This is a genomic window from Salmonella sp. 32070601201500089SM, assembly GCF_017573605.1.
GTDB lineage: Bacteria > Pseudomonadota > Gammaproteobacteria > Enterobacterales > Enterobacteriaceae > Salmonella > Salmonella enterica.
Genome location: NZ_JAGETK010000001.1, coordinates 489,683 through 513,903, shown reverse-complemented (window position 1 = coordinate 513,903; position 24,221 = coordinate 489,683). Strand labels below are relative to the sequence as shown.

The window sequence follows — 24,221 nt, the reverse complement described above, 5'->3', positions numbered from 1 at the left end:
TTGAAGCAACAAATTTCTGAGACTTGTAATGAACAGAACCGACGAACTCCGTACTGCGCGTATCGACAGCCTGGTAACACCGACCGAACTCGCGCAGCGGTATCCTGTATCGTCCTCCGTCGCCAGTCACGTTACCGACTCCCGACGCCGGATAGAAAAGATTTTAAATGGTGAAGATCCACGGCTACTGGTCGTCATTGGCCCCTGTTCGATTCACGATCTGAATGCTGCCATGGAATACGCGACGCAGCTCCAGGCACAACGCCAAAAGCATCAGGCGCGTCTGGAAATCGTCATGCGCACCTATTTTGAAAAACCGCGCACCGTCGTGGGATGGAAAGGCCTGATTTCCGATCCCGACTTGAATGGCAGTTACCGCGTCAATTATGGGCTTGAACTGGCGCGTCGCTTGCTATTGCAGGTGAACGAACTGGGAGTACCGACCGCCACAGAGTTTCTTGATATGGTCACCGGCCAGTTTATTGCCGATCTGATCAGTTGGGGAGCGATTGGCGCGCGTACCACCGAAAGCCAAATCCATCGGGAAATGGCTTCTGCGCTCTCTTGTCCGGTCGGCTTTAAAAATGGTACGGATGGCAATACCCGTATTGCCGTTGATGCTATTCGCGCCTCCCGCGCCAGCCATATGTTTCTCTCGCCGGATAAAGACGGACAGATGACCATCTACCAGACGAGTGGCAACCCGTATGGGCACATCATCATGCGCGGCGGTAAAAAACCGAACTACCACGCTGAAGATATTGCCGCCGCCTGCGACACGTTGCATGAATTTGATCTGCCGGAGCATCTGGTCGTCGACTTCAGCCACGGCAACTGTCAAAAACAGCATCGCCGCCAGTTGGAGGTATGTGATGATATTTGCCAGCAGATTCGTAATGGCTCCACGGCAATTGCCGGGATTATGGCAGAGAGTTTTTTACGGGAAGGCACGCAAAAAATTATCAGCGGTCAACCGTTAATCTATGGTCAATCCATTACCGATCCCTGCCTGAACTGGGAAGATACGGAAGTTCTGTTGGAAAAACTTGCCGCGGCGGTAGACAGCCGCTTTTAATAGCTCGCCCATCCTGCCGGGATGGGCGTTTCTTCGATGCGTTACCCACCCTTTTCTCTACGCGCGCGTATATCACTCCACAGAATTAGCACTTGCTGTTATCGCATTAATTATTGATAATAATAATCATTGTGAGTTTGATTATTAATAAATAACATGTCGCGTATGGATAACACCGAGCTGCCTCACCCTAAGGAAATAGACAATGAAACGCTTCTCCCTGCCGCTGAACGGCGCGTCAACAGTCAGGCGCTATTAGGTCCGGACGGCAAAGTCATTATCGATCACAACGGTCAGGAGTATCTGTTGCGTAAAACTCAGGCCGGTAAGCTACTGTTAACCAAATAGCGCTCCCGCCAGCAGACGATTCTGCTGGCATCTGGCTAACTTGAACAACTGACCTCCAGCCGCTTTCCCCACTCCGGCGGTCGGCTGGCATAGTCATCATCTCGATCGGTAAAAGGTTGACGTAAAACTTCATGCAACCGATGCAGTTCCGCCATGTCTCCTTGTTCAGCCGCATCTATCGCGCGTTGCGCCAGCCAGTTGCGCAACACAATCGCAGGATTCACGCGTTGCATCTGCTGCTGGCGCAGCGCGTCATCCACCGCCTCTGTGCGCAATCGCGCCCGGTAGCGGTCGAACCAGGCATCGAACGCCGCGCGATCGATAAACGTATCCCGCAACGGCGAGGAAGCGCTCTGTTGCTCCGTATGGCTTAACATCCGAAATGTACGGGTATAGTCACTCCCTTCGCGCGCCATCAGACTAAACAATTCATTCAGTAAAGCGTTATCGTCTTTTTGCTCGGTAAAGAAGCCCAGCTTCTGGCGCATTCGCTGCCCATAGTGCGTTAACAACGCGTCCTGGTAGCGATCCAGCGCTCTGTTTAACGCGTCGATCTCAATAAAAGGGGTTAACGTCTGCGCCAGACGTTGTAAATTCCACAGCGCCACCGACGGTTGATTATCGAAGCGGTAACGTCCCTGATGATCGGAATGGTTACCAATGAAGCCGGGATCGTAGTCATCGAGAAAACCAAAGGGACCATAGTCGATGGTCAGCCCCAGAATCGACATGTTATCCGTATTCATAACGCCGTGCGAAAAACCGACGGTTTGCCACTCGGCGATGAGTCTTCCGGTACGCGCCGCCACCTCTTCAAACCACAAAGCATATTTTTCCGGGACATCCTGCCATTGCGGCCAGTAATGACGAATAGCGAAATCAGCCAGTTGCTGAACTTTTTCCGGCTCACGGCGGTAGTAGAAATGTTCGAAATGACCAAAACGCATATGACTTTGTGCCAGACGCATTAACATCGCGCCCGTTTCCTGCGTCTCTCGCTGAACCGGCGTATCGCTGGTTACGATAGATAACGCGCGCGTAGTGGGAATACCCAGATAATGCATGGCTTCGCTGGCAAGGCTTTCTCGTATGGTTGAACGCAGGACGGCGCGTCCATCCCCCATTCGCGAATAGGGTGTTAATCCGGCGCCTTTCAGATGCCAGTCGAGCGTCGAGCCATCCGCCAGGAGCTGTTCGCCCAGCAAAATACCGCGTCCGTCGCCGAGTTGTCCCGCCCAGACGCCGAACTGATGCCCGCTATATACCTGCGCGACAGGCGACATACCGGGTAATAAGGTTTCGCCGCCCCAAACGCCAGCGCCATTGGTAGCATCAAATAACGAAGCGGGAATGGCTAACTGCTGCGCCAGTTCGTCGTTATACCAAATCAGTCGCGCATTTTTTAACGGTGTGGGTAAAAGCGCGGTATACGTTGCTGGCAATTCATCGCGCCAACGGGCAGTAAAAGACAGGGTCATAGGGCCTCCTGTCTTCAGTGTAGACGGTTAATCACCGGTTAAACACCGGCAAACAGAAAGGTTATCGCTGAACGAGTTTAATGAGCTGGCTTACCGGCACCGGAGGCCATAGTCCGCCCTGGAATGCGCTAAACCCCAATGGCGCTGCGCGCGCAAACATCGTCTCAGTATCAATACCGGCAATCATCAGCGACTCGCAGCTGGAGGAGATCTGGGCAACAATAGCGTGCATGAATGGTTCGAATGAGATCATTTCAGCTCGCTGCTGAATAAAATTTTTATCCAACATGACTCGTTTGAAAAGCCCATCGAAAATAGCTTTAGTCGACGCCTCGCCTGCCCCAAAATTTGCCAGCATTAATGGGAAATGCATTGCCAGATTAGCTAACGTTTCATTGTTTTTGCCCTGGTTTAACCCAGGATAATTCTCATTTATAGCTAATTCAAGAAACGGAAAGCGCGCTGCCCGGGAAAAAAGTTCGCTATCTAATAATAATAAGTCACTAATTGCAGGCGGTAAATTAAGCCATGCAATAAGTTTATGCTGAATAAAAAAGTGCTGACAGGTTTCTAACAACGCCAGTTTTTCAACAAACAGACAGTATTGTTCCTCCACCGAAAGGCGAGGCGCTACCAACTCAGTCGGCATCCGCACGGCGCCGTCTTCAGCGGCAAACGTTGCAATAATCTCTAAACCAACAAGCCGAGCGTTTTCATCCATGACGGGAAGGAAAAAGAGTTCGGAATGGTAAAGCTCATCAAGTGAAGCAATCATTACGCCAGTCCCATGGTTAGGGCGCTATTCGCCATCCAGTCACTACGGACGGAAACAGACGTAACTTCAGATACTAATTGAAGCGTCATCATTTTTCTTGTTTACCGGTGAACCGGTTCCTTTTTTTAACTTACCCTGATTATAAACCAATATTCAATCTTGTACTTTTAACAGGGCGTGAACACGCCCGTTTTTAATAAAAGTACGTTTGTAAATGCTACGGTTATATCATTATATATGATGACAACAGATGTCATAAGTTCAACCGGCGATATGTTAAAAATAGACTATAAAATTTATATCGTCTGCGAGGTTAAATTCGCCGTGCCTGCCAGAAGTTTTTTCGCCAGTACACATTATCCAGCGATGAACGCATCACGCCACGACTGGTAGAGGCATGAATAAACTCATTATTTGTATCGTAAATACCAACATGTAAACCACTTTCGCCCGAACCGGTTTTAAAGAAAACCAAATCTCCGGGCAGCAATTCATCTTTATCGATTCTGGTGCCGATTTTTGATTGTTCACGCGTATCACGAGGCAACTGCAAATCAAACTTGTCGCGCATAGTGACTACCACAAAGCCGGAACAGTCCACGCCTCTGCGACTCATGCCGCCGTAACGGTATGGCGTACCGCGCCAGGACTGCAACTGATCGTTCAGACCCGCAATGACGGTAATGGAGTCTGATAATCTGGCATTTGGCGCCGGTGCCCGATGAGTACTGCATCCTGCCAGGAACAATGCTGTGATAACAAGAAGCCAAAAACGCATGCCGCAACAATCCTCTGTTTTTATTTTGGTATTAATTTAGCGTCGAAATTACCTGCTTTTCAAGAAACGATTTTACTTAAGTGGCCGAAATGAGCATTGGATGCCCCTCGACGTCGAGTCGTCGAAAGCGCAGACCGTAGGCTTGCGCCAGATAAGAGGGGGTGAGCACCTCTTCCCGGCGGCCGCAGGCAATGAGTTTACCGCGCTTTAGTAACCAGGCTTTATGCGCATGGCGCAGCGTGTGGTTCAGATCGTGGCTACTCATCACAATCGCAATTCCTGCCTGACATAAATGATGTAATACCCGATCCAGAGCGTTTTGTTGCGCAACATCGAGACTGTTCATTGGCTCATCAAGCAGCAATAATTGACCGACCGGATTAGCGTCGGGATGAATTTGTAGTACAACGGCAGCAAGGCGAACACGCTGCCACTCGCCACCGGAAAGCTGATTCACGCTTCGCCCCAGTTTGTCGCCTAATCCAAGCATATCGGCCACCTCGTTAAGCTGCCCGGTTCGCGTTTTATCAGGTTGATGCAATGTCAGGTAATGCCAGACCGGCATGGCGAACGGCGGATTTTGCTGTTGCGCAAGATAAGCGCGGTGTTGGGCAAGCGTTGCCGTCGCCCATGCCTCCAGCGGCGCTCCGCCAAACCTGATGCTCCCCTCGCCGGAGGTTAACCCCGCCATACGCGCCAGTAGCGTGCTTTTCCCGGCACCGTTCGGCCCGACAAGATGAAGGATCTCTCCTGCGCTTACTTCGCCGGAAAGCGGCCCCAGGCGGGTGCTCTCGGCGACATCCTTTAATTGCATCAATTGAGACATTATTTTGCCAACGCGATTTTTATGCTTTCCATCACAATAGGATCTTCAGGCGTCATATCCGGCGAAAAACGCTGTACCACCTGACCATCCCGGCCTACCAAAAATTTTTCAAAATTCCACAGAATATCATCCGGATAGAGTGGCGTACGCCCTTTGCTTACCATCCGTTCGTAAAAGCCGCTCTTCTCCGGCGCGACTGCCGTTGGCGCAGCGGCTATCAGTTTTTGATACAGCGGATGGCGCGCGTCGCCATTCACATCAATTTTACTGAACATCGGGAACGTGATGCCCCAGGTGCTGGCACAATAGGTTTTAATCTCCTCTTCGCTGCCTGGCTCCTGCCCCATAAACTGGTTGCAGGGAAAACCCAACACGACAAACCCCTGATCTGCCCACGCCTTCTGGATATTTTCCAACTGTTCATATTGCGGCGTCAGGCCACATCTGGAGGCGACGTTTACAATGAGCAGCACTTTTCCGGCGTATTTTTCAAGTGTAGTGACCTCTCCATCAATCGTCGTAACGTGAGTATTAAGAAGCGAGTTTTGCATGGTGTCTCCCTGATGTCGGTAGAATAGCGGGTTTCATCGTTAGCCTTTAATCATAGACTGCGAATGATGAAAGCAGTTGTTTACCGATGCGCTAACGCGCGGATTTGAGTAGCAGCCAGATAAACACTGGTGCCCCCAATGTGGCGGTGACCACCCCGATAGGCAGTTCAGCCGACGCCAGCGCCAGTCGGGCGACCACATCAGCCAATAGCAGGGCGATAGCCCCGGCCAGCGCGCAGCCGGGAAGTAAAACCCGGTGATCGGTTAAACCACATAAGCGCAGGATGTGCGGAATAACCAGACCGATAAAACCAATCGCCCCCGCCATCGCCACGCTGACGCCCACCATCCAGCCGGTGGCGATGACCAACAAATTGCGCCAGAACCACAGCGGCAGGCCAAGCTGCCGCGCCGAGGTTTCCCCTAGCGCCAGCATATTCAGCGGTTGCGACTGGCAACATATCCAGATCAGTACCGGGATGAGCGCAATCATTAGCCAGCTCTGCTGCCAGTCAACGCCGCCAAATCCTCCCATCATCCAGTACATTAATTGCCGCAGATCGAAAGAGGTGGAAAAATAGATAGCCCATGTCATCAGCGCGCTACAGATAATGCCCAGCGCGACGCCCGCCAACAACAAGCGGCTGGTAGAGAGATGGCGACGCGCAAAACGCAGCAGGATTAACGTAATAATGAGCGCGCCGGCTATAGCGCACAGTCCCAGCGCCCATCCTGGCAGTTGCCCCTGCCCCAGTAAGACGGCGGCAATAAGCCCAACACCGGCCCCATTCGAAACGCCGAGCAGACCCGGTTCAGCAAGTGGGTTTTCAAACAGCGCCTGCATCACGGCGCCAGATAGCGCCAGCGCAGCGCCAACCAGCAATACCGCAAGCGTGCGGGGAAGGCGAATTTGCCAGACAAACAGTTCCCCCCGGGCGCTTAACCAGTCACCGGGGGCAATCCACTGTTCGCCTGCGCATAAGCTCAGAAGTGTAGCCAGTAGCACCAGCAGTGACAGGCTCAGAAGCCAGCGAACGTTTCGTCGCTGTTGTTGGCGGGCAAAAGTCAGCATGTTATCCATTCAGCTGAAAAGAGGTAGCGTGATTTTACGGTGGGTATCCTTTACTTGAAAGAAAAAAGGCCGCAATGCGGCCTTTTTAGTTATACGGGTCATCTTTCAGGCTGACAGATACGCTGTCATCCCGCTGATCTACTTTCGGGATGGCAGCGTATCTGCCGCAATACACCCTGATGGATGTTATGCCTGGATCTGATTACTCTTCTTTGGGCGAAGCGTTTTCGACCCGGCTCTTTAACTTCTGCCCGGGTCTGAAGGTCACCACGCGCCGTGCTGTAATAGGAATATCTTCACCCGTTTTCGGGTTACGCCCCGGACGTTGATTTTTATCACGCAGATCGAAGTTACCAAAACCAGAGAGTTTCACCTGCTCACCGTTTTCCAGAGCACGACGGATCTCTTCGAAAAACAGTTCAACCAGTTCTTTGGCATCCCGCTTGCTAAGCCCAAGCTTATCAAACAGATATTCTGACATTTCAGCTTTTGTAAGCGCCATAGGTTCAATCCCTCAATGATGCCTGGAATCGCTCTTTTAATGCCTCTACACATTTGGCGACGGTAGCGGCAATCTCCTCTTCTTCGAGTGTACGGTTGGTATCCTGAAGGATCAGGCTGATAGCGAGGCTCTTATAACCCTCCGCAACACCCTTACCGCGGTACACGTCAAATAAGTTTACGCCAACTACCTGATTTACGCCAACTTTCTTACATTCGGATAAAATATCCGCTGCGGGAACGTTTTCTGCAACAACAACCGCAATATCGCGACGGTTGGCCGGGAAGCGTGAAATCTCCCGCGCCTGCGGCACGATACGGTCTGCGAGCTTATTCCATTCCAGTTCAAACACCAGCGTACGACCATTCAGATCCAGTTTACGTTCCAGTTCAGGGTGAACAACCCCAATAAAACCAATACGTTCATCTTTCAGATAAATCGCCGCAGACTGTCCCGGATGCAGAGCCGGATTCATCTCCGCCTTAAACTGGATATCACCCAGTTTGCCGGTTAAATCCAGTACTGCTTCCAGATCGCCTTTCAAATCATAGAAATCAACGGTCTCTTTTGCCAGGTTCCAGTGCTCATCATAGCGGTTACCGCAAATCACGCCAGCCAGCATCAGATCCTGTCGAATACCCAGATTGGCTTGTGTATCCGGAACGAAACGTAAACCGGTTTCAAAAATACGCACGCGATTCTGCTGACGGTTTTGGTTATAGACCACCGTCGCCAACAATCCGCTCCACAGAGACAGACGCATCGCCGACATCTCAACGGAGATAGGGTTTGGCAGCAGCAGCGCTTCTGCGCCTGGATGGATGAGCTGTTGTACTTTAGGATCGACAAAGCTATAGGTAATCACTTCCTGATAGCCTTTGTCGTTCAGCATGGTTTTAACCCGCTTCAACGACAGATCGGCTTCACGGTGCGTCCCCATGATTAAACCGGCCTGGATTGGCTCGTCCGGAATATTGTTATAGCCGTAAACGCGGGCAACCTCTTCCACCAGATCTTCTTCAATTTCCATATCGAAACGCCAGGTCGGCGCTACGGCTTTCCACTCGTCCTGCCCTTCGGTCACTTCACAGCCCAGACGACGCAGAATATCACTGACCTGCTCATCCGCAATATGATGCCCGATCAGGCGATCCAGTTTACTGCGACGCAGCGTAATGGTGGCGCGTTTCGGCAACGTTGCTTCGTTGCTCACATCAATTATCGGACCCGCATCACCGCCACAGATATCAAGAAGCAGACGAGTAGCGCGCTCTATCGCTTTATATTGCAGCGCTGGGTCCACCCCGCGCTCGTAGCGGTGAGACGCATCGGTATGCAGACCGTGGCGGCGAGCGCGACCGGTGATAGACAGCGGATTAAAGTACGCACACTCCAGCAGCACATTTTGCGTTTCGCCGTTCACGCCGGAATGTTCGCCGCCAAAAATACCGGCTATCCCCAGCGCCTTATGGTGATCGGCGATCACCAGCGTGTCCGCATTTAACGTCGCTTCGCTACCGTCCAGCAGGACGACGGTTTCACCCTCTTTTGCCATCCGCACGACAATACCGCCATCAATGCGATCTTTATCGAAAGCATGCATTGGCTGACCCAGTTCGAGCAGCACATAGTTCGTGACGTCAACCACCGCATCGATGGAGCGAATACCGCAGCGACGCAGTTTCTCTTTCATCCACAGCGGCGTCGGCGCGTTAACATTGATGCCTTTTACCACCCGGCCAAGATAGCGTGGACACGCATCAGCGGCCTCTACCGTAATCGGCAGCGTATCGCTGATGGTTGCCGTAACCGGCGCCATTTCAGGCTCCTGGAGCGGCGCTTTGTTCAGTACCGCCACATCGCGCGCAACGCCGATGATACCTAAGCAATCCGCACGGTTCGGCGTGACGCTAATTTCGATGGTATTGTCGTCAAGCTTCAGGTATTCACGGATATCGGTACCCAGCGGCGCATCCGCCGGCAGTTCGATAATGCCGCTGTGATCGTCGGAAATCCCCAGTTCGGAGAAGGAGCACAGCATCCCTTCAGACGGTTCGCCGCGCAGTTTCGCCGCTTTAATTTTGAAATCGCCCGGCAGAATAGCGCCAATAGTAGCCACCGCTACTTTCAGCCCCTGACGACAGTTTGGCGCGCCGCAGACGATATCCAACAGGCGTTCTCCGCCGACGTTGACTTTCGTTACACGCAATTTGTCAGCGTTCGGATGCTGGGCGCACTCAACCACTTCCCCAACCACAACGCCATTGAAGCTTCCCGCGACCGGCTCAACGCCGTCTACTTCCAGGCCAGCCATCGTAATCTGGTTAGCCAACGCATCGCTATCAATTGCCGGGTTAACCCACTCGCGTAACCACAGTTCGCTGAATTTCATTGTTTTATCCTGCCTTTATTTAAACTGTTTAAGGAAACGCAGATCGTTTTCGAAGAATGAACGCAGGTCGGTGACGCCGTAACGCAACATGGTCAGACGTTCCATCCCCATACCAAAAGCGAAGCCAGAATAGATTTCCGGATCGATACCGACATTACGCAGCACATTCGGATGCACCATCCCGCAGCCCAGCACTTCCAGCCATTTGCCGTTTTTACCCATCACATCCACTTCCGCAGAAGGTTCGGTGAACGGAAAATAAGAAGGACGGAAGCGAATCTGCAGATCCTCCTCAAAGAAATTACGCAGGAAGTCGTGCAGCGTACCTTTGAGGTTGGTGAAGCTGATGTTGGTATCAACAATCAGACCTTCCATCTGATGGAACATCGGAGTATGCGTCTGGTCGTAGTCATTACGGTATACACGGCCCGGCGCAATAATACGGATCGGCGGTTGCTGCGCTTTCATCGTCCGGATCTGGACGCCAGACGTCTGGGTACGCAGCAGACGGGTCGCGTCAAACCAGAAGGTATCATGATCGGCGCGGGCCGGGTGATGACCCGGAATGTTTAACGCATCGAAGTTATGGTAGTCATCTTCAATTTCCGGGCCAGTCGCAACGGTAAAACCAAGCTCGCCGAAGAAACTTTCAATACGGTCAATGGTACGCGTGACCGGATGCAGACCGCCGTTCTCAATACGGCGCCCCGGCAGGGAGATATCGATGGTTTCAGCGGCCAGACGGGCGTTAAGCGCTGCGCTTTCCAGCTCGGCTTTACGCGCGTTAAGCGCCTGTTGTACCTGCTCTTTCGCGGCGTTAATGACTGCCCCGGCTGCCGGACGCTCTTCCGGCGGCAGATCGCGTAGGGTCGTCATCTGAAGGGTTAAATGCCCTTTCTTGCCCAAATATTCGACGCGTACATTGTCTAACGCGGCAACATCTGACGCCTGGTTAATGGCGGCCGCTGCATTGGCAACCAGCTCTGCGAGATGTGACATGGTTTTCCTCATTGTGTCGGTGAAGACACCGGTTCATTGGACGTAATCTCTCGATTTCAGATACAAAAAAAGCCTCCATCAGGAGGCTTTTTTGCGCTGTTTTTCGTTTCGTTTTTCACGCGCTAGCCTCCTGGGATCAGGTGCTAAAGTAAAAAAAGAAACGGAAAATAGCAGCGTTCATGCTTGCGTTACCTTATGTGGTAAAACCGAATATCCTTTATTGAAAAGGGTTACAGGTCAATTGTCAACTCACTGAACAGTAAATAAAAGAGAGGGAGCCAGGCTCCCTCTTTTCACTGGCTTATGCCAGAGCTGCTTTCGCTTTTTCAACCAGCGCGGTGAACGCGACTTTGTCGAATACGGCGATATCAGCCAGGATCTTACGGTCGATTTCAACAGAGGCTTTTTTCAGGCCGTTGATGAATTTGCTGTAAGAAATACCGTTCTGACGTGCTGCTGCGTTGATACGCGCAATCCACAGTTGACGGAACTGACGCTTACGTTGACGACGGTCACGGTAAGCATACTGACCAGCTTTGATAACTGCCTGGAAGGCAACGCGGTATACGCGAGAACGCGCACCGTAGTAGCCTTTGGCTTGTTTCAAAATTTTCTTGTGACGTGCGCGTGCAATTACACCACGTTTTACGCGAGCCATATGTGCTCTCCTGTATCTATTCTAATTAAAAAGTTAAAAACGTTAACGGCTTATGCGTACGGCAGGCACGCGATAACCAGGCCCAGATCGCCTTTAGAAACCATGGCTTTCGGACGCAGGTGACGTTTACGTTTAGTCGCTTTTTTGGTCAGAATGTGACGCAGGTTAGCGTGCTTGTGCTTAAAACCACCTTTACCGGTTTTTTTGAAGCGCTTAGCAGCACCGCGTACGGTCTTAATTTTTGGCATTTTAATAACTTCCACTTCGCATTGTTAATAAACGAAACATAGGCGAACAAAGCCTGTGAAGCCCGAAGGCTTCACAGAATTGTTACTTGAAGGCCTTACTGTTTCTTCTTAGGAGCAAGCACCATGATCATCTGACGGCCTTCGATCTTCGTTGGGAAGGATTCGACCACTGCCAGTTCTTGCAAATCGTCTTTCACGCGATTAAGCACTTCCATACCGATTTGCTGGTGGGCCATTTCACGACCGCGGAAACGCAGCGTGATTTTGGCCTTATCGCCCTCTTCGAGAAAGCGAATCAGGCTGCGGAGTTTTACCTGATAGTCGCCTTCATCTGTCCCAGGACGGAATTTAATTTCCTTCACCTGGATAACTTTTTGCTTTTTCTTCTGTTCCTTAGAAGACTTACTCTTTTCATAGAGGAATTTGCCGTAATCCATTATACGACAAACCGGCGGCTCGGCGTTAGGGCTGATTTCGACTAAGTCTACTCCGGCTTCTTCAGCTTTTTCCAGAGCTTCTCTCAGACTCACAATACCAAGCTGCTCGCCTTCCAGACCTGTTAAGCGAACTTCTTGCGCGCGAATTTCGCTATTAATACGATTCGGACGCGCCGTTTGAACTCGTTTTCCGCCTTTAATACTTTATTCCTCCAGTTGTTGAAGACTGCGGCTGCGAATCTCTTGTTGCAGCTTCTCAATCACGTCATTTACGTCCAGACTGCCCAGGTCTTTACCGCGGCGGGTGCGAACGGCAACTTTGCCTGCTTCCACCTCTTTATCACCACAGACCAACATATAAGGGACACGACGTAAAGTGTGCTCGCGGATTTTAAAGCCAATCTTCTCATTTCTCAAGTCTGCTTTTACACGAATGCCCGCATTTTGTAGTTTCTGCGTCAATTCGTTAACGTATTCAGACTGCGAATCGGTAATATTCATCACGACTACCTGAACAGGCGCGAGCCATGTCGGGAAGAAACCAGCGAACTCTTCGGTCAGGATACCGATGAAGCGTTCCATCGACCCAAGAATCGCACGGTGAATCATTACCGGCACCTTACGCTCGTTGTCTTCGCCTACATAGGAGGCGCTCAAACGAGACGGTAAGGAGAAGTCCAGCTGTACTGTACCGCACTGCCATGCACGATCGAGGCAGTCATATAAGGTAAATTCAATTTTCGGACCGTAGAATGCGCCTTCACCCAGTTGATACTCAAACGGGATATTATTTTCTTCCAGCGCAACCGCCAGATCCGCCTCAGCACGATCCCACATCTCATCGCTGCCGATACGCTTATCAGGACGAGTGGAAAGCTTGACGACGATCTTCTCGAAGCCAAAGGTGCTGTACATATCGTAGACCATACGAATACAAGCGTTAACTTCATCGCGGATCTGCTCTTCGGTGCAGAAGATATGCGCATCATCCTGCGTAAAGCCGCGTACGCGCATCAGACCATGCAGCGCGCCTGATGGCTCGTTACGGTGGCAGCTACCGAATTCCGCCATACGCAGCGGCAAATCACGATAGGATTTCAGACCCTGGTTAAAGATCTGAACGTGGCCTGGGCAGTTCATCGGCTTGATGCAATATTCGCGGTTTTCTGAGGACGTGGTGAACATCGCATCTTTATAGTTGTCCCAGTGCCCGGTTTTTTCCCACAGCACACGGTCCATCATGAACGGGCCTTTAACTTCTTGATACTGGTACTCTTTGAGTTTAGAACGAACAAAGACCTCCAGCTCGCGGAAGATAGTCCAGCCGTCGTTATGCCAGAACACCATGCCCGGCGCTTCTTCCTGCATATGATACAGGTCGAGCTGCTTACCAATTTTACGATGGTCGCGTTTTGCGGCCTCTTCCAGACGCTGCAGATAAGCGTTCAGGGCTTTTTTATCTGCCCATGCCGTACCGTAAATACGCTGCAGCATCTTATTATTGCTGTCACCGCGCCAGTATGCGCCGGCAGTTTTCATCAGTTTAAAGTGATGACAGAAACGCATATTCGGCACGTGCGGACCACGACACATGTCGACATATTCTTCATGATGGTACAAGCCTGGCTTATCATCATGGGCGATATTTTCATCAAGAATAGCGACTTTGTAAGTCTCGCCGCGCTTCACGAAGGTTTCGCGCGCGTCATGCCAGCTCACCTTTTTCTTGATAACGTCGTAATTTTTCTCGGCGAGCTCATGCATCCGCTTTTCGAGCGCTTCGACATCTTCCTGAGTTAGCGTGCGGTCAAGATCAACGTCATAGTAAAAACCGTTGTCGACAACCGGGCCGATCGCCATTTTCGTGTGCGGCCAAAGTTGCTTGATTGCGTGACCTAACAGATGCGCGCAAGAGTGACGAATGATCTCCAGACCCTCTTCATCTTTTGCGGTGATGATGGCAAGCGTCGCATCATTTTCAATCAGATCGGAAGCATCAACCAGCTCGCCATTCACACGGCCCGCAATAGTGGCTTTCGCCAGGCCTGGACCAATGTCCAGAGCAACATCCATCGGGCTTACAGGGTGGTCATAATGGCGTTGGCTGCCATCAGGAAGAGTAATAACAGGCATGTTATATCCTTATTTGCAGTGGTGACCCATACGCAAGATCACATACAAAGAGAAAATGAATTTATTGACAGTGAGTTGTGTATCCATCTAGCCAACCATTGCTAAATTGGCGCACAACCTTCGACACAGACGAAAATCGCTATCTTCGTCCGGCATGACGATGGTAACACTAAAAAAAGGGAGATTGCATCTTTCTGTTCTACAGAACCTGAATCCCAACACACTACCCGGCACGCGTATCGTTAATGATGTACATGGTCACTCTGAGTCTCGGCTTACTGCCACCGTATGAGGCATTCACATCAGATAGCTTTTCACGACGACAGCTATCTATATTCTCCAGATGGGGACCTGGCAGCATGCAATAACGCACAATACGAAACCCACTTTCCAAAGCACATACCAGCAAAGAGCCATTACATGCTGCTATGAAGCTTCTATAACTAGCAACGTCTCACTTATGATGCCGTACTTGTAATTCGTCTGTGTTGCTTGAAGTATGTCGCGGCACGATGTGAGATGAATTACTCGTCGAGTGATAGCTCTTTCTCTGTATAGTCTTTTACAGGACTCGGGAAACTCATGATGAACCTTCGAATGCCACTGTATATAAACACAGTAACAATCATGCGTAATTATCAAAAGCATTTACATTGCTTGATGTTTTTGCTGCAAACGCTTGATAGCTTCATGCTATCGGAGGTGCAGTAGATAGGAGTGTTAATGAGTGTTAATATGTCAATAACACGGTTTGATATCGGGAAGATAGTGATGAGTAATGATTATAGACTACCAGATTCAGAATATCTTGCCAGAAGATTTTCCGTACCACACCTTGTTTGCCTGATGGCAATATTATTAATACTAAGCATTTTTTCTAAAGGCTCTATATGCTTATAATTTCATACATTGTATTATGCTTATTATTTATAGTTTATCTCTATACTCTTTCCGTAAGAATTGAGGGGAAAATAATAAATGTAATGGTCCCATACCTGATAATAACAGTGCCTACACTGTACGTGTTTGAAGGTATATTTGTATACCTCTCAGAGGTGCGGAAGTATACAGTGGAATATTTGTTTTTCTATACTTGCTATATAACATACATAGCATCATTTGTTATTTCTTATCTTTACACACAAAGAAAATCAATATACAATAAATCGAACACAAAAAATAAACCAAGGTATGTGTTTACTTCATTGTTATTCACCTTCCTTGCTTTTATCATTTACCTTCCAGTGTTGATGGAGTTCAGAGAGTACATACTTAACCCAAGAAGAATATACGAATTAACCAGAACAGGGTATGGTATATACTTCTATCCTTCATTAATGTTTTCTCTTGTCGCTTCTATTTGCGCGTTCTTTACATACAAAAAATCAAAGTTATTTTGTATTTCCATAGTTTTATTTAACTGTATACTTATTTTCTTGCATGGTAACAAAGGACCAATATTTAGTATATTTATAGCATTCATCCTTTACCTTTCATATATTGAAAATAAAAAAATTAAATTTATGTTCCTGGTGAAATCGTTTGCTGTTATAGCAGTCATTGTAACGGCATTCTTTGCATATACGTTTACTGATGGGAATCCGATAGAAAATATGGCGAATTACTCGGATTATACCCGTAATGCTGTTCTTGTTGCTTCCTCAAACTTTGACTTTATGTACGGAAAATTACTAATGGAGAGCGAGGTTTACTCGAGGATTCCGAGGGCTATTTGGCCTGATAAGCCTGAAGATTTTGGCGCATTGTATCTGGCAAAAGTATTTTTCCCTGATGCATTCTACAGAAATCAGGGCGCTCCTGCTTTCGGGTATGGTGAACTATACGCAGATTTCGGGCTTTTTACACCAGTTTGGTTAGTTATATCTGGAGTATTTAAAGGCGCCCTGGCTAAGTATTTCTCCAATAAAACTCAGGAAACAAAGTCAGCGCATTATTTCATAATGTTCCTATTTTGCATTGGAATAAGTGTGATTCCTGTTAGCATGGGATGGTTGTTCCCTGAGCATTTGATGATTGCCTTTATGGTATACATTGCATCTTCCTTTGTTTTTTCAGCGCATATAAGATTCGTTTTACTAAGAAGCGATAAATAAGTTATACGGCGGCAATGCCGCCGTTTTATTTAGTTTTGGAGAGTAAATCCTGTTGGGTTTGCTGAACAGCATTACCAACGTAAATTACTTTTGATGCATTCATCATAGTGCTTGAGTTTCCTAATAATGATTTATGAATAGCCCCTCAATTATGTATTTCTCGCCGCCGGTTATTATTAGTCCTGCCGCTACTCCGCCCTAATCCACATCTACTCATATGCGGATCATCCCGAGATTATCACCGTAATATAATCTACCATTGATACCAATAAACTCTGTGTTATGAATGACAGCTCCCTGCTTAAGCTAGATTAGGTACACACATCTTACGGCGCGAAAGGGAACAATATGAAACGGTATGAAACATATATATCCGCTATTACCAGTAATGACGCGGAACTGGTGAAACAGGTTTAAACGAACGTGAATGGATGTGAATGAAGGATAGTACTTATACGCAAGATCACATACAAAGAGAAAATGAATTTATTGACAGTGAGTTGTGTATCCATCTAGCCAACCATTGCTAAATTGGCGCACAACCTTCGACACAGACGAAAATCGCTATTTTCGTCCGGCATGACGATGGTAACACTAAAAAAAGGGAGATTGCATCACTCTGTAGCAAATCAAGGCCCTTGACAGAGTTTCTCCATTATCTTTCCACGCGCCGTATAGCGCTTCTCATCGACAACCTAACTTCTGCGCCAGACTCCCCTTTGTCGTTTTCACCTCGCTGGCTACCGCTTCAGGCAAGGCAGACCACAGCGTCAGCACTGGCTTCGTTTTATGTTCGATAGCCTCCACGGTAACCTGATAGTCGCAAAAATTCGCCGAACGGGGTGTATTCTGATCCATAATAAACGCAGCGTAATTTCCTTCACTTTTTGACGGCGCCGTTCCGGTGAATAAAACCTTCCAGTACCCGCTGGGAGTTTCTACCGTCGCATCTTCTGGCAATGTGGCGATATGCCGCTCAAAAAGGGGGCCGGTCACTACGTGCACTACAGATACATCAGCCTGTTTGGCAAGTTCGCGCACCCGGTTTTCCAGTGCAGCCCATGCTCCCTGGTTCAGGGCGGATTTCTGCGGCGTAATATTCGATAAATAATTTAACGACGGCCAGTCCGAAACGCCGCCCAATCCTGCCAACGGCGCCTGGTGTCCCCTGTCGACTTTTAATAGCGTATGGGCATTTTTATAGGCCGAAGGGGCCAACGTATCCGAGGGCGGTAAATCGGGGTCCTGCGCCCAGTTCCGCGGGCGACCGCTTGCCTGGCTGGTCTTTGTCACGCTATAGGCAACCCAGTTGGCAAATTTCGTGGCGCTATTATTATTGAGCGTATAGACATGGCGATAGATTGTTTGTTGACTTCCTCCTTGAGGACAGCCAACGCTACAGTTATCAGGTTGCTGAACGAGTACGTTACGATGGGGTAACTCGGGTGCCGATGTTGTATCCTGGGGAGGATACGATGTAGTACATGCGCTTAATAATACTACGGGCAGTAATTTTAGCAGATTAATGGTTTTATTCATTTTTTCTTTCTTAATAATAACCGCCCTAATAATTCAGGTAGCAATAATTTGGTTATATTACCCTGCCAGCCGTTAGATGCGCTCATCATTAAAGACAACACTATCACGGTAAAAATTAATAACAGATAAACATCGAAGCCATCATAGAAAATGAGCTCAAAAAAATACAACGTGATATTCATATTGATACCAAAAAACATCGTATTATATGCATAATCGTGAAGCCAATAATTTCTCGCACTCAGATAGCGAATGAAAAATGGATATTCAATAATATCTGGCGCATGTTTTTTAACACCATTTTTCAACATTAAGGCAACGTATCCTCTCAATGACTCGCTGCTGGCAGGAGTTTAGTTATATTTAAAGGTTTAATAGGCACTGCGCATCATGCTGCTGTGCTTATTACTTTGTAAAAATAAGAGTATTCACTTTCATATTCAGGGGTAAAAAGTGAACAAATACAGCTATTGCGCAACGATGATTGCCGCCATACTCAGTACGACCACAATGGCCAATGCCAGTAGCCTTGCTATTTCAGTGGCGAATGATGATGCAGGTATATTTCAACCATCCTTAAATGCCCTTTATGGGCACCCGGCTGCAGACCGGGGTGATTATACTGCCGGGCTCTTTTTAGGCTACAGCCACGATCTCACTGACGCCAGTCAACTCTCTTTTCATATCGCGCAAGATATTTATTCTCCATCAGGTGCCAATAAGAGAAAGCCTGAAGCCGTCAAAGGCGACCGCGCGTTCAGCGCCTTTCTTCATACCGGACTGGAGTGGAATTCATTAGCCACCAATTGGTTACGTTATCGTTTAGGTACCGATATCGGCGTTATTGGTCCTGACGCAGGCGGTCAGGAGGTTCAGAATCGGGCGCATCGAATAATAGGCGCAGAAAAATACCCTGCCTGGCAGGATCAAATTGAAAACCGTTATGGTTATACGGCAAAAGGAATGGTCTCCCTTACGCCAGCTATTGATATTCTGGGTGTCAATGTGGGCTTCTATCCAGAAGTCTCTGCTGTCGGCGGCAATCTCTTCCAGTATTTAGGGTACGGCGCAACCGTTGCGCTGGGAAATGATAAGACCTTTAACTCTGATAATGGGTTTGGGTTACTGTCCCGCCGAGGATTAATACACACTCAAAAAGAGGGATTGATCTATAAGGTATTTGCTGGCGTTGAGCGCAGGGAAGTTGATAAAAACTACACGTTACAGGGGAAAACGCTGCAAACAAAAATGGAAACGGTGGATATTAATAAAACCGTGGATGAATATCGCGTCGGTGCTACCATCGGCTATTCTCCCGTCGCATTCTCTCTTTCTTTAAACAAAGTCACGTCGGAATTTCGCACCGGAGACGACTATTCTTATATCAACGGCGACATCACCTTCTTCTTCTGAGGCGTCACCACAGAATAACCGGGTTACGTAACGTAACCCGGCGCAATATTACATCTTATAGCCCAGCGTTACCGTAGTGCGACGATCGGTATGTTCCGGCGCTGATTCAGGCGGCTGCGAGTTCCACGTTAAATTATACCCCACCTTTAGACCAAAATGTTCGTTAATGGCGACATTGAGGGCTGTTTCCGAATTTAGTGTGGTGTCTTCTGCGCCAAATACTGACACCCCCTGTGTAAACTTAGCATTGTCAGTTAACTGCCAGGCATAGCTGCCGGAAGCATAACCCAACGGCTGCGTTTCAGTGGTATCGTCCGTATGTTCGTCATAGCGAACCCCTGGACCGAATTCAAAACGGAAGCTGTGCACTGGACCATTAAGGAACTGCCGCCCGTAACCGGCGGTCAGTACGTCGCGCTGACGATAACCGTTGAAACGGTCTGTCAGCCAACTGGCCTGGCCAAAGGTATAATCATAATCCGTCATATTAAAACGGTTACGCGCGCCTACCGCATATTTTTCTGAAGAGCGTTCATCATTAGAGGAGGTATTGCTGGCATTGCCCCATAATGACCAGGCGGTACGTTGTCCATACCAGGTCATCGCCGTGTCAGCCGTTAAGGAAGAACTTTTAGTATTGCCTGACTGAGCAAGGTAGCCCGCATTCAGATTACCTTCAAAAGGTTTTTTCGCGGTGGAGGGATCATCCATGACAGTAAAAACGGAATCATCGGCGGCGGCATACAGAGACGCGAACACGCCACCCGCCAGCATAACTACAGCGGGTACTGCCTTCAAAAGCTTCATTTATATAGAGTCCGTACAACTAAAAAAGAGACCACGACGGTCCCGGAAACTTTCATAGGGATCAATGACAAACGCCCCTGGAAAGGTAGCGAATTATAAGAAGCCCCGAATAGCATAGCAATCAATTACTATTTCATTTTTTGAATAAGAACCCTCCCGAAGCATTCATTTATTTATATAACTTTACATCGTACTTCTTTAAATAAAGATCCGGAAAATCATATTGTTAATTCCTTCACTTTCCGGGGATTAAGTGCCAGACTGAAATCAGCCTAACAGGAGGTAACGATGGTACGTATCTATACGTTGACGCTTGCGCCCTCTCTCGATAGCGCAACAATCACGCCGCAAATTTATCCCGAAGGTAAACTGCGGTGCTCCGCGCCGGTATTCGAACCCGGCGGCGGGGGTATTAATGTCGCTCGCGCCATTGCGCATCTTGGCGGCACCGCGACCGCAATTTTCCCGGCTGGCGGCGCTACCGGCGAACATCTGGTCGCACTACTGGCTGACGAAAATGTCCCCGTGTCTACCGTCGATGCGAAAGACTGGACGCGTCAGAACCTGCACGTCCACGTCGAGTCCAGCGGCGAACAGTATCGTTTTGTTATGCCCGGCGCCACGCTGGACGATGACGAATTTCGCCAGCTTGAAGAACAGGTACTGGAAATTGAATCCGGGGCAATTCTGGTTATCAGCGGCAGCCTTCCGCCCGGCGTTAAGGTCGAGAAACTCACGCAACTGATTTCCGCCGCACAGAAGCAAGGCATTCGCTGCATTATTGATAGCTCTGGCGACGCGCTCACCGCCGCGCTGGCGCTTGGCGATATCGAACTGGTGAAACCTAACCTGAAAGAATTGAGCGCGTTGGTTAATCGCGATCTGACGCAGCCTGATGATGTGCGTAAAGCGGCCCAGGAATTAGTGCAAAGCGGCAAGGCTCGCCGGGTAGTGGTCTCTCTGGGGCCGCAAGGGGCGCTGGGCATAGACAGTGAGAATTGCATCCAGGTTGTTCCTCCCCCGGTGAAAAGTCAAAGTACTGTCGGCGCAGGCGACAGTATGGTAGGCGCGATGACGTTAAAACTGGCGCAAGACGCGTCGCTGGAAGAGATGGTGCGCTTCGGTGTGGCGGCAGGCAGCGCTGCTACGCTCAATCAAGGTACGCGTCTGTGTTCTCGTGACGATACCCAAAAAATATACGCCTATCTTTCCGCGCAATAATCGTTTCCCCCTCGCCGAGGGGGATACCGGAAAATCGGTTAACGGGCGGCGCATCCGCCGCTGTTAAAAACACAGTTGCTCCCAACGAGGTGAACGATGGCCAGTGGCGATATTACCCGTTATGTTATTACCGTAACCTTCCATGAAGATTCCCTGACCGAGATTAACGAACTCAATAACCATCTGACGCGTAGCGGTTTTTTGCTGACATTAACGGACGATGAAGGGAATGTGCATGAGCTCGGCACCAATACGTTTGGCTTTGTTAGCGCTCAGAGCGCTGATGAAATCAAAGCGCTTGTCGCCGGACTTGCAAAAAGCGCGTTAGATAAGGATGTCGACATTACCGTGGCGACCTGGGAGGCGTGGAGTAAAAACGCACAATAAGTGCCATTCCCGCCGCGGCGCGTCCGCGATGTGCGTTAGTTCGTATTTTTTAACCGCATTTTTGCGCTAACCTTATGATCTGGCAGACAACGTGGGGAGAGACAATATGTGGCAAGCTATCAGTCGTCTTTTAAGCGAGCAAGTCGGTGAAGGCGAAATCGAACTGCGTAATGAACTGCCAGGCGGAGAAGTTCATGCCGCATGGCATTTACGTTATGCAGGCCATGATTTTTTCGTAAAGTGCGATGAACGAGAAATGCTTCGCGGTTTTACCGCTGAAGCCGATCAGCTGGAGCTGCTCTCCCGCAGTAAAACCGTTGTTGTGCCTAAGGTATGGGCGGTAGGTTCGGATCGGGATTACAGCTTTTTAGTCATGGACTACCTCTCGCCCCGCCCGCTGGATGCCCATAATGCGTTTATTCTTGGGCAACAGCTGGCGCGCCTGCACCAATGGAGCGATCAACCTCAATTCGGCCTCGATTTTGATAACGCGCTCTCTACCACACCGCAGCCGAATACCTGGCAACGCCGTTGGTCGACTTTTTTCGCCGAACAGCGCATTGGCTGGCAGCTTGAACTCGCCGCGGAAAAAGGCATTACCTTTGGTAATATTGACGCCATTGTTGAACATGTTCAGCAACGTCTGGCGTCGCATCAACCGCAGCCTTCTCTTTTGCATGGCGATCTATGGTCGGCGAACTGCGCGCTTGGCCCTGACGGCCCCTATATCTTCGATCCAGCCTGCTATTGGGGCGACAGAGAATGCGATCTGGCGATGCTGCCGCTGCATACCGATCAGCCACCGCAGATTTATGACGGCTATCAGTCCGTTTCGCCGCTACCGCTGGATTTTCTCGACAGGCAGCCGATTTACCAGCTCTACACCCTGCTTAATCGGGCAAGGCTGTTTGGCGGTCAGCACTTGGCTACTGCGCAAAAAGCGATGGATCGGCTGCTTGCGGTATAGGTACAGCCCATGCCGGATACGGGCTATCCGGCATTTTTCAGTTTACATGAAGCCTAACAAGGAAAAGAAAAAGTAGCCGAGCACGATAATAATGACCGGCAAAATATAGAGCGGGAAAAACTGTAAAAAGATGGTATGGTGCGGCACCACGATACGTGACTCTATCTGCTCACGCGTTAGCCCTTCCGCGCCTTTTGCTTTTTCCAGAATCAACTGATCTTCCACGCCTTCACGCAAAAAACGTGACTGGCGGCTCATTCTGGCGCCGGAATCCTGCATCGCCAGCCCGACAAAAATCAGAATAAAAATGAGCCAGAAACCGATATTCAGGCTTCCCTGAAAATTCGGCGTCGGCGAGTTGTACCAAAAAACATTCAGAAACGGCGTATTCACGCGCATCATGTCTATCATTACGTGGGTAAAATCCAGCATTACCGCATTTATCCCCTCCTGCTTTTCACTGTGCGCATACATAAATTTAAGGACTGAGATGAGCGTGGAAAGCAGTGCCGGAATAAAAATAACCCACCCAACAACTCTTTTTAGGATTGCAATGCGTCCAGCTTGTTGATACGTCATGAGTTCCCCTTGATAAAGACGCGTCGTTTTGGCCTAAGTCTACCTGTTGATTCCCGTTTTCGCCTGATCTTTAAGGGCGATATACTAAGAACATGGTCATAATGAACGCTTAATTCGTTATTTTTTAATCTCAACAGGAGAGGTTGTGATGTCAACCCCACGTCAAATTCTTGCTGCAATTTTCGATATGGATGGACTACTGATCGATTCCGAACCGCTCTGGGATCGCGCTGAACTGGACGTGATGGCAAGTTTAGGCGTAGATATTACTCGGCGCCATGAACTGCCAGACACGCTTGGGCTACGCATTGATATGGTTGTCGATCTCTGGTTTGCGCAGCAACCGTGGAGCGGCCCCGATCGCCAGGAAGTGACAAACCGTGTTATTGCCCGCGCGATTACGCTTATCGAAGAGACGCGCCCTCTTTTGCCGGGTGTGCGCGAAGCTGTGGCGCTGTGTAAAGCGCAGGGGCTATTAGTGGGGCTTGCCTCGGCATCGCCGCTGCATATGCTGGAAAAAGTGCTCACCATGTTCGAACTGCGCGACAGTTTTGACGCGCTGGCTTCTGCAGAAAAATTGCCCTACAGCAAACCGCACCCGCAGGTCTATCTGGATTGTGCGGCCAAATTAGGTGTTGATCCATTAACCTGCGTGGCGCTGGAGGATTCGGTGAATGGTCTAATCGCGGCAAAGGCGGCGCGAATGCGCGCCATTGTGGTGCCAGCAGAAGAAAACCAGCCTGATCCGCGCTTTGCGCTGGCGAATGTCAAACTTAACTCACTGACAGAGCTGACGGCGGCGCATCTACTCGGTTAAGATGTTTCCGAAACAAAGTCAACGGGCAATTAGCCGCTGAGCCAGACGGCAAGCGGCTTTGACAGAGACAAAGAGTTACAACGTCACCACTTCCGCCTACTGTAT

At 49.4% G+C, this 24,221-nt stretch carries 26 protein-coding genes, 1 pseudogene and 1 other annotated feature; of the genes and pseudogenes, 8 read left to right on the top strand and 19 right to left on the bottom strand.

Going from position 1 to position 24,221, the window contains the following annotated elements; translation table 11 throughout:
* Nucleotides 1–28: 28 nt before the first annotated feature.
* Both aroH and hemP read left to right on the top strand, forming a co-directional pair.
* On the top strand, nucleotides 29–1,075 hold the full coding sequence (gene aroH, locus J4728_RS02535) for a 3-deoxy-7-phosphoheptulonate synthase AroH (protein ID WP_001082196.1): 1,047 nt from the start codon (nucleotides 29–31) through the stop codon (nucleotides 1,073–1,075).
* A gap of 156 nt (nucleotides 1,076–1,231) precedes the next feature.
* Complete coding sequence (gene hemP, locus J4728_RS02530; RefSeq protein WP_000089115.1) at nucleotides 1,232–1,423, top strand: hemin uptake protein HemP; 192 nt, start codon at nucleotides 1,232–1,234, stop codon at nucleotides 1,421–1,423.
* 35 nt (nucleotides 1,424–1,458) lie between these two features.
* On the opposite strand, the gene selO is transcribed toward hemP, so the two are convergent.
* From selO to thrS, 14 genes are all read right to left on the bottom strand, one after another.
* Entirely contained in the window at nucleotides 1,459–2,901 is a 1,443-nt protein-coding gene (selO, locus tag J4728_RS02525) for a protein adenylyltransferase SelO (RefSeq protein ID WP_138010109.1), read from the bottom strand.
* A gap of 61 nt (nucleotides 2,902–2,962) precedes the next feature.
* Nucleotides 2,963–3,676, bottom strand: a complete 714-nt coding sequence (ydiV, locus tag J4728_RS02520; protein WP_208211065.1) for an anti-FlhDC factor YdiV — start codon at nucleotides 3,674–3,676, stop codon at nucleotides 2,963–2,965.
* A 313-nt stretch (nucleotides 3,677–3,989) separates the two neighbouring features.
* Nucleotides 3,990–4,454 (bottom strand): C40 family peptidase, encoded by a 465-nt coding sequence (locus J4728_RS02515; protein ID WP_001213256.1) that lies wholly within the window; start codon nucleotides 4,452–4,454, stop codon nucleotides 3,990–3,992.
* Between the two features lie 76 nt (nucleotides 4,455–4,530).
* Nucleotides 4,531–5,280: a vitamin B12 ABC transporter ATP-binding protein BtuD gene (gene btuD / locus J4728_RS02510; protein WP_000080607.1), complete on the bottom strand. Its 750-nt coding sequence runs from the start codon at nucleotides 5,278–5,280 to the stop codon at nucleotides 4,531–4,533.
* Nucleotides 5,280–5,831 (bottom strand): glutathione peroxidase, encoded by a 552-nt coding sequence (locus J4728_RS02505; protein WP_208211062.1) that lies wholly within the window; start codon nucleotides 5,829–5,831, stop codon nucleotides 5,280–5,282. Before J4728_RS02505 ends, btuD begins: the two co-directional genes overlap by 1 nt.
* A gap of 91 nt (nucleotides 5,832–5,922) precedes the next feature.
* Nucleotides 5,923–6,903 carry a vitamin B12 ABC transporter permease BtuC gene (gene btuC / locus J4728_RS02500; RefSeq protein ID WP_000954982.1) on the bottom strand — a complete coding sequence of 327 codons (981 nt, stop codon included), beginning with the start codon at nucleotides 6,901–6,903 and terminating at the stop codon, nucleotides 5,923–5,925.
* Between the two features lie 202 nt (nucleotides 6,904–7,105).
* The gene (gene ihfA, locus J4728_RS02495) at nucleotides 7,106–7,405 is read right to left on the bottom strand and encodes an integration host factor subunit alpha (protein ID WP_001229266.1); all 300 of its coding nucleotides are present in this window, start codon (nucleotides 7,403–7,405) and stop codon (nucleotides 7,106–7,108) included.
* A gap of 4 nt (nucleotides 7,406–7,409) precedes the next feature.
* Nucleotides 7,410–9,797 carry a phenylalanine--tRNA ligase subunit beta gene (pheT, locus tag J4728_RS02490; RefSeq protein ID WP_000672402.1) on the bottom strand — a complete coding sequence of 796 codons (2,388 nt, stop codon included), beginning with the start codon at nucleotides 9,795–9,797 and terminating at the stop codon, nucleotides 7,410–7,412.
* A 15-nt stretch (nucleotides 9,798–9,812) separates the two neighbouring features.
* The gene (pheS, locus tag J4728_RS02485) at nucleotides 9,813–10,796 is read right to left on the bottom strand and encodes a phenylalanine--tRNA ligase subunit alpha (protein ID WP_000018570.1); all 984 of its coding nucleotides are present in this window, start codon (nucleotides 10,794–10,796) and stop codon (nucleotides 9,813–9,815) included.
* 62 nt (nucleotides 10,797–10,858) lie between these two features.
* Nucleotides 10,859–10,982 (bottom strand) — a sequence feature (Phe leader region).
* A complete protein-coding gene (gene pheM, locus J4728_RS02480) occupies nucleotides 10,933–10,977 on the bottom strand; it encodes a pheST operon leader peptide PheM (protein WP_001386830.1) in 45 nt (14 codons plus the stop codon). Its footprint overlaps the feature before it by 45 nt.
* Before the next feature lie 115 nt (nucleotides 10,983–11,097).
* A complete protein-coding gene (gene rplT / locus J4728_RS02475) occupies nucleotides 11,098–11,454 on the bottom strand; it encodes a 50S ribosomal protein L20 (protein WP_000124850.1) in 357 nt (118 codons plus the stop codon).
* A gap of 50 nt (nucleotides 11,455–11,504) precedes the next feature.
* Nucleotides 11,505–11,702, bottom strand: coding sequence for a 50S ribosomal protein L35 (gene rpmI, locus J4728_RS02470; protein WP_001124225.1), 198 nt, complete (start codon nucleotides 11,700–11,702; stop codon nucleotides 11,505–11,507).
* Nucleotides 11,703–11,797: 95 nt separating this feature from the next.
* Nucleotides 11,798–12,340 carry a translation initiation factor IF-3 gene (infC, locus tag J4728_RS02465; RefSeq protein ID WP_001574431.1) on the bottom strand — a complete coding sequence of 181 codons (543 nt, stop codon included), beginning with the start codon at nucleotides 12,338–12,340 and terminating at the stop codon, nucleotides 11,798–11,800.
* Nucleotides 12,341–12,343: 3 nt separating this feature from the next.
* Nucleotides 12,344–14,272: a threonine--tRNA ligase gene (thrS, locus tag J4728_RS02460; RefSeq protein WP_001144217.1), complete on the bottom strand. Its 1,929-nt coding sequence runs from the start codon at nucleotides 14,270–14,272 to the stop codon at nucleotides 12,344–12,346.
* Nucleotides 14,273–15,162: 890 nt separating this feature from the next.
* Here thrS and rfc point away from each other — a divergent pair.
* Complete coding sequence (gene rfc, locus J4728_RS02455; protein ID WP_023226934.1) at nucleotides 15,163–16,386, top strand: O-antigen polymerase Rfc; 1,224 nt, start codon at nucleotides 15,163–15,165, stop codon at nucleotides 16,384–16,386.
* A gap of 306 nt (nucleotides 16,387–16,692) precedes the next feature.
* On the opposite strand, the pseudogene J4728_RS02450 reads toward rfc, so the two are convergent.
* From J4728_RS02450 to J4728_RS02440, 3 genes and pseudogenes are all read right to left on the bottom strand, one after another.
* A pseudogene (locus J4728_RS02450) lies at nucleotides 16,693–16,898 on the bottom strand (hypothetical protein).
* A gap of 172 nt (nucleotides 16,899–17,070) precedes the next feature.
* Nucleotides 17,071–17,925 carry a DNA/RNA non-specific endonuclease gene (locus J4728_RS02445; RefSeq protein WP_208211060.1) on the bottom strand — a complete coding sequence of 285 codons (855 nt, stop codon included), beginning with the start codon at nucleotides 17,923–17,925 and terminating at the stop codon, nucleotides 17,071–17,073.
* Nucleotides 17,922–18,236, bottom strand: a complete 315-nt coding sequence (locus tag J4728_RS02440; RefSeq protein ID WP_208211058.1) for a hypothetical protein — start codon at nucleotides 18,234–18,236, stop codon at nucleotides 17,922–17,924. Before J4728_RS02440 ends, J4728_RS02445 begins: the two co-directional genes overlap by 4 nt.
* A gap of 142 nt (nucleotides 18,237–18,378) precedes the next feature.
* On the opposite strand from J4728_RS02440, the gene J4728_RS02435 reads away from it, so the two are divergent.
* Entirely contained in the window at nucleotides 18,379–19,338 is a 960-nt protein-coding gene (locus J4728_RS02435; protein WP_001046438.1) for a lipid A deacylase LpxR family protein, read from the top strand.
* Nucleotides 19,339–19,386: 48 nt separating this feature from the next.
* On the opposite strand, the gene J4728_RS02430 is transcribed toward J4728_RS02435, so the two are convergent.
* Nucleotides 19,387–20,145: a YdiY family protein gene (locus J4728_RS02430; RefSeq protein ID WP_000770981.1), complete on the bottom strand. Its 759-nt coding sequence runs from the start codon at nucleotides 20,143–20,145 to the stop codon at nucleotides 19,387–19,389.
* Nucleotides 20,146–20,433: 288 nt separating this feature from the next.
* On the opposite strand from J4728_RS02430, the gene pfkB reads away from it, so the two are divergent.
* From pfkB to J4728_RS02415, 3 genes are all read left to right on the top strand, one after another.
* The gene (pfkB, locus tag J4728_RS02425) at nucleotides 20,434–21,366 is read left to right on the top strand and encodes a 6-phosphofructokinase II (protein ID WP_000251707.1); all 933 of its coding nucleotides are present in this window, start codon (nucleotides 20,434–20,436) and stop codon (nucleotides 21,364–21,366) included.
* 96 nt (nucleotides 21,367–21,462) lie between these two features.
* Nucleotides 21,463–21,753, top strand: coding sequence for a type V toxin-antitoxin system endoribonuclease antitoxin GhoS (gene ghoS / locus J4728_RS02420; RefSeq protein ID WP_000146133.1), 291 nt, complete (start codon nucleotides 21,463–21,465; stop codon nucleotides 21,751–21,753).
* 106 nt (nucleotides 21,754–21,859) lie between these two features.
* Nucleotides 21,860–22,720: a fructosamine kinase family protein gene (locus tag J4728_RS02415; RefSeq protein ID WP_000267686.1), complete on the top strand. Its 861-nt coding sequence runs from the start codon at nucleotides 21,860–21,862 to the stop codon at nucleotides 22,718–22,720.
* Nucleotides 22,721–22,762: 42 nt separating this feature from the next.
* On the opposite strand, the gene J4728_RS02410 is transcribed toward J4728_RS02415, so the two are convergent.
* Entirely contained in the window at nucleotides 22,763–23,299 is a 537-nt protein-coding gene (locus J4728_RS02410) for a YniB family protein (protein WP_000222158.1), read from the bottom strand.
* Between the two features lie 148 nt (nucleotides 23,300–23,447).
* Here J4728_RS02410 and hxpB point away from each other — a divergent pair, with 148 nt between their 5' ends.
* Complete coding sequence (gene hxpB / locus J4728_RS02405) at nucleotides 23,448–24,116, top strand: hexitol phosphatase HxpB (RefSeq protein WP_000106856.1); 669 nt, start codon at nucleotides 23,448–23,450, stop codon at nucleotides 24,114–24,116.
* Nucleotides 24,117–24,221 lie beyond the last annotated feature (105 nt).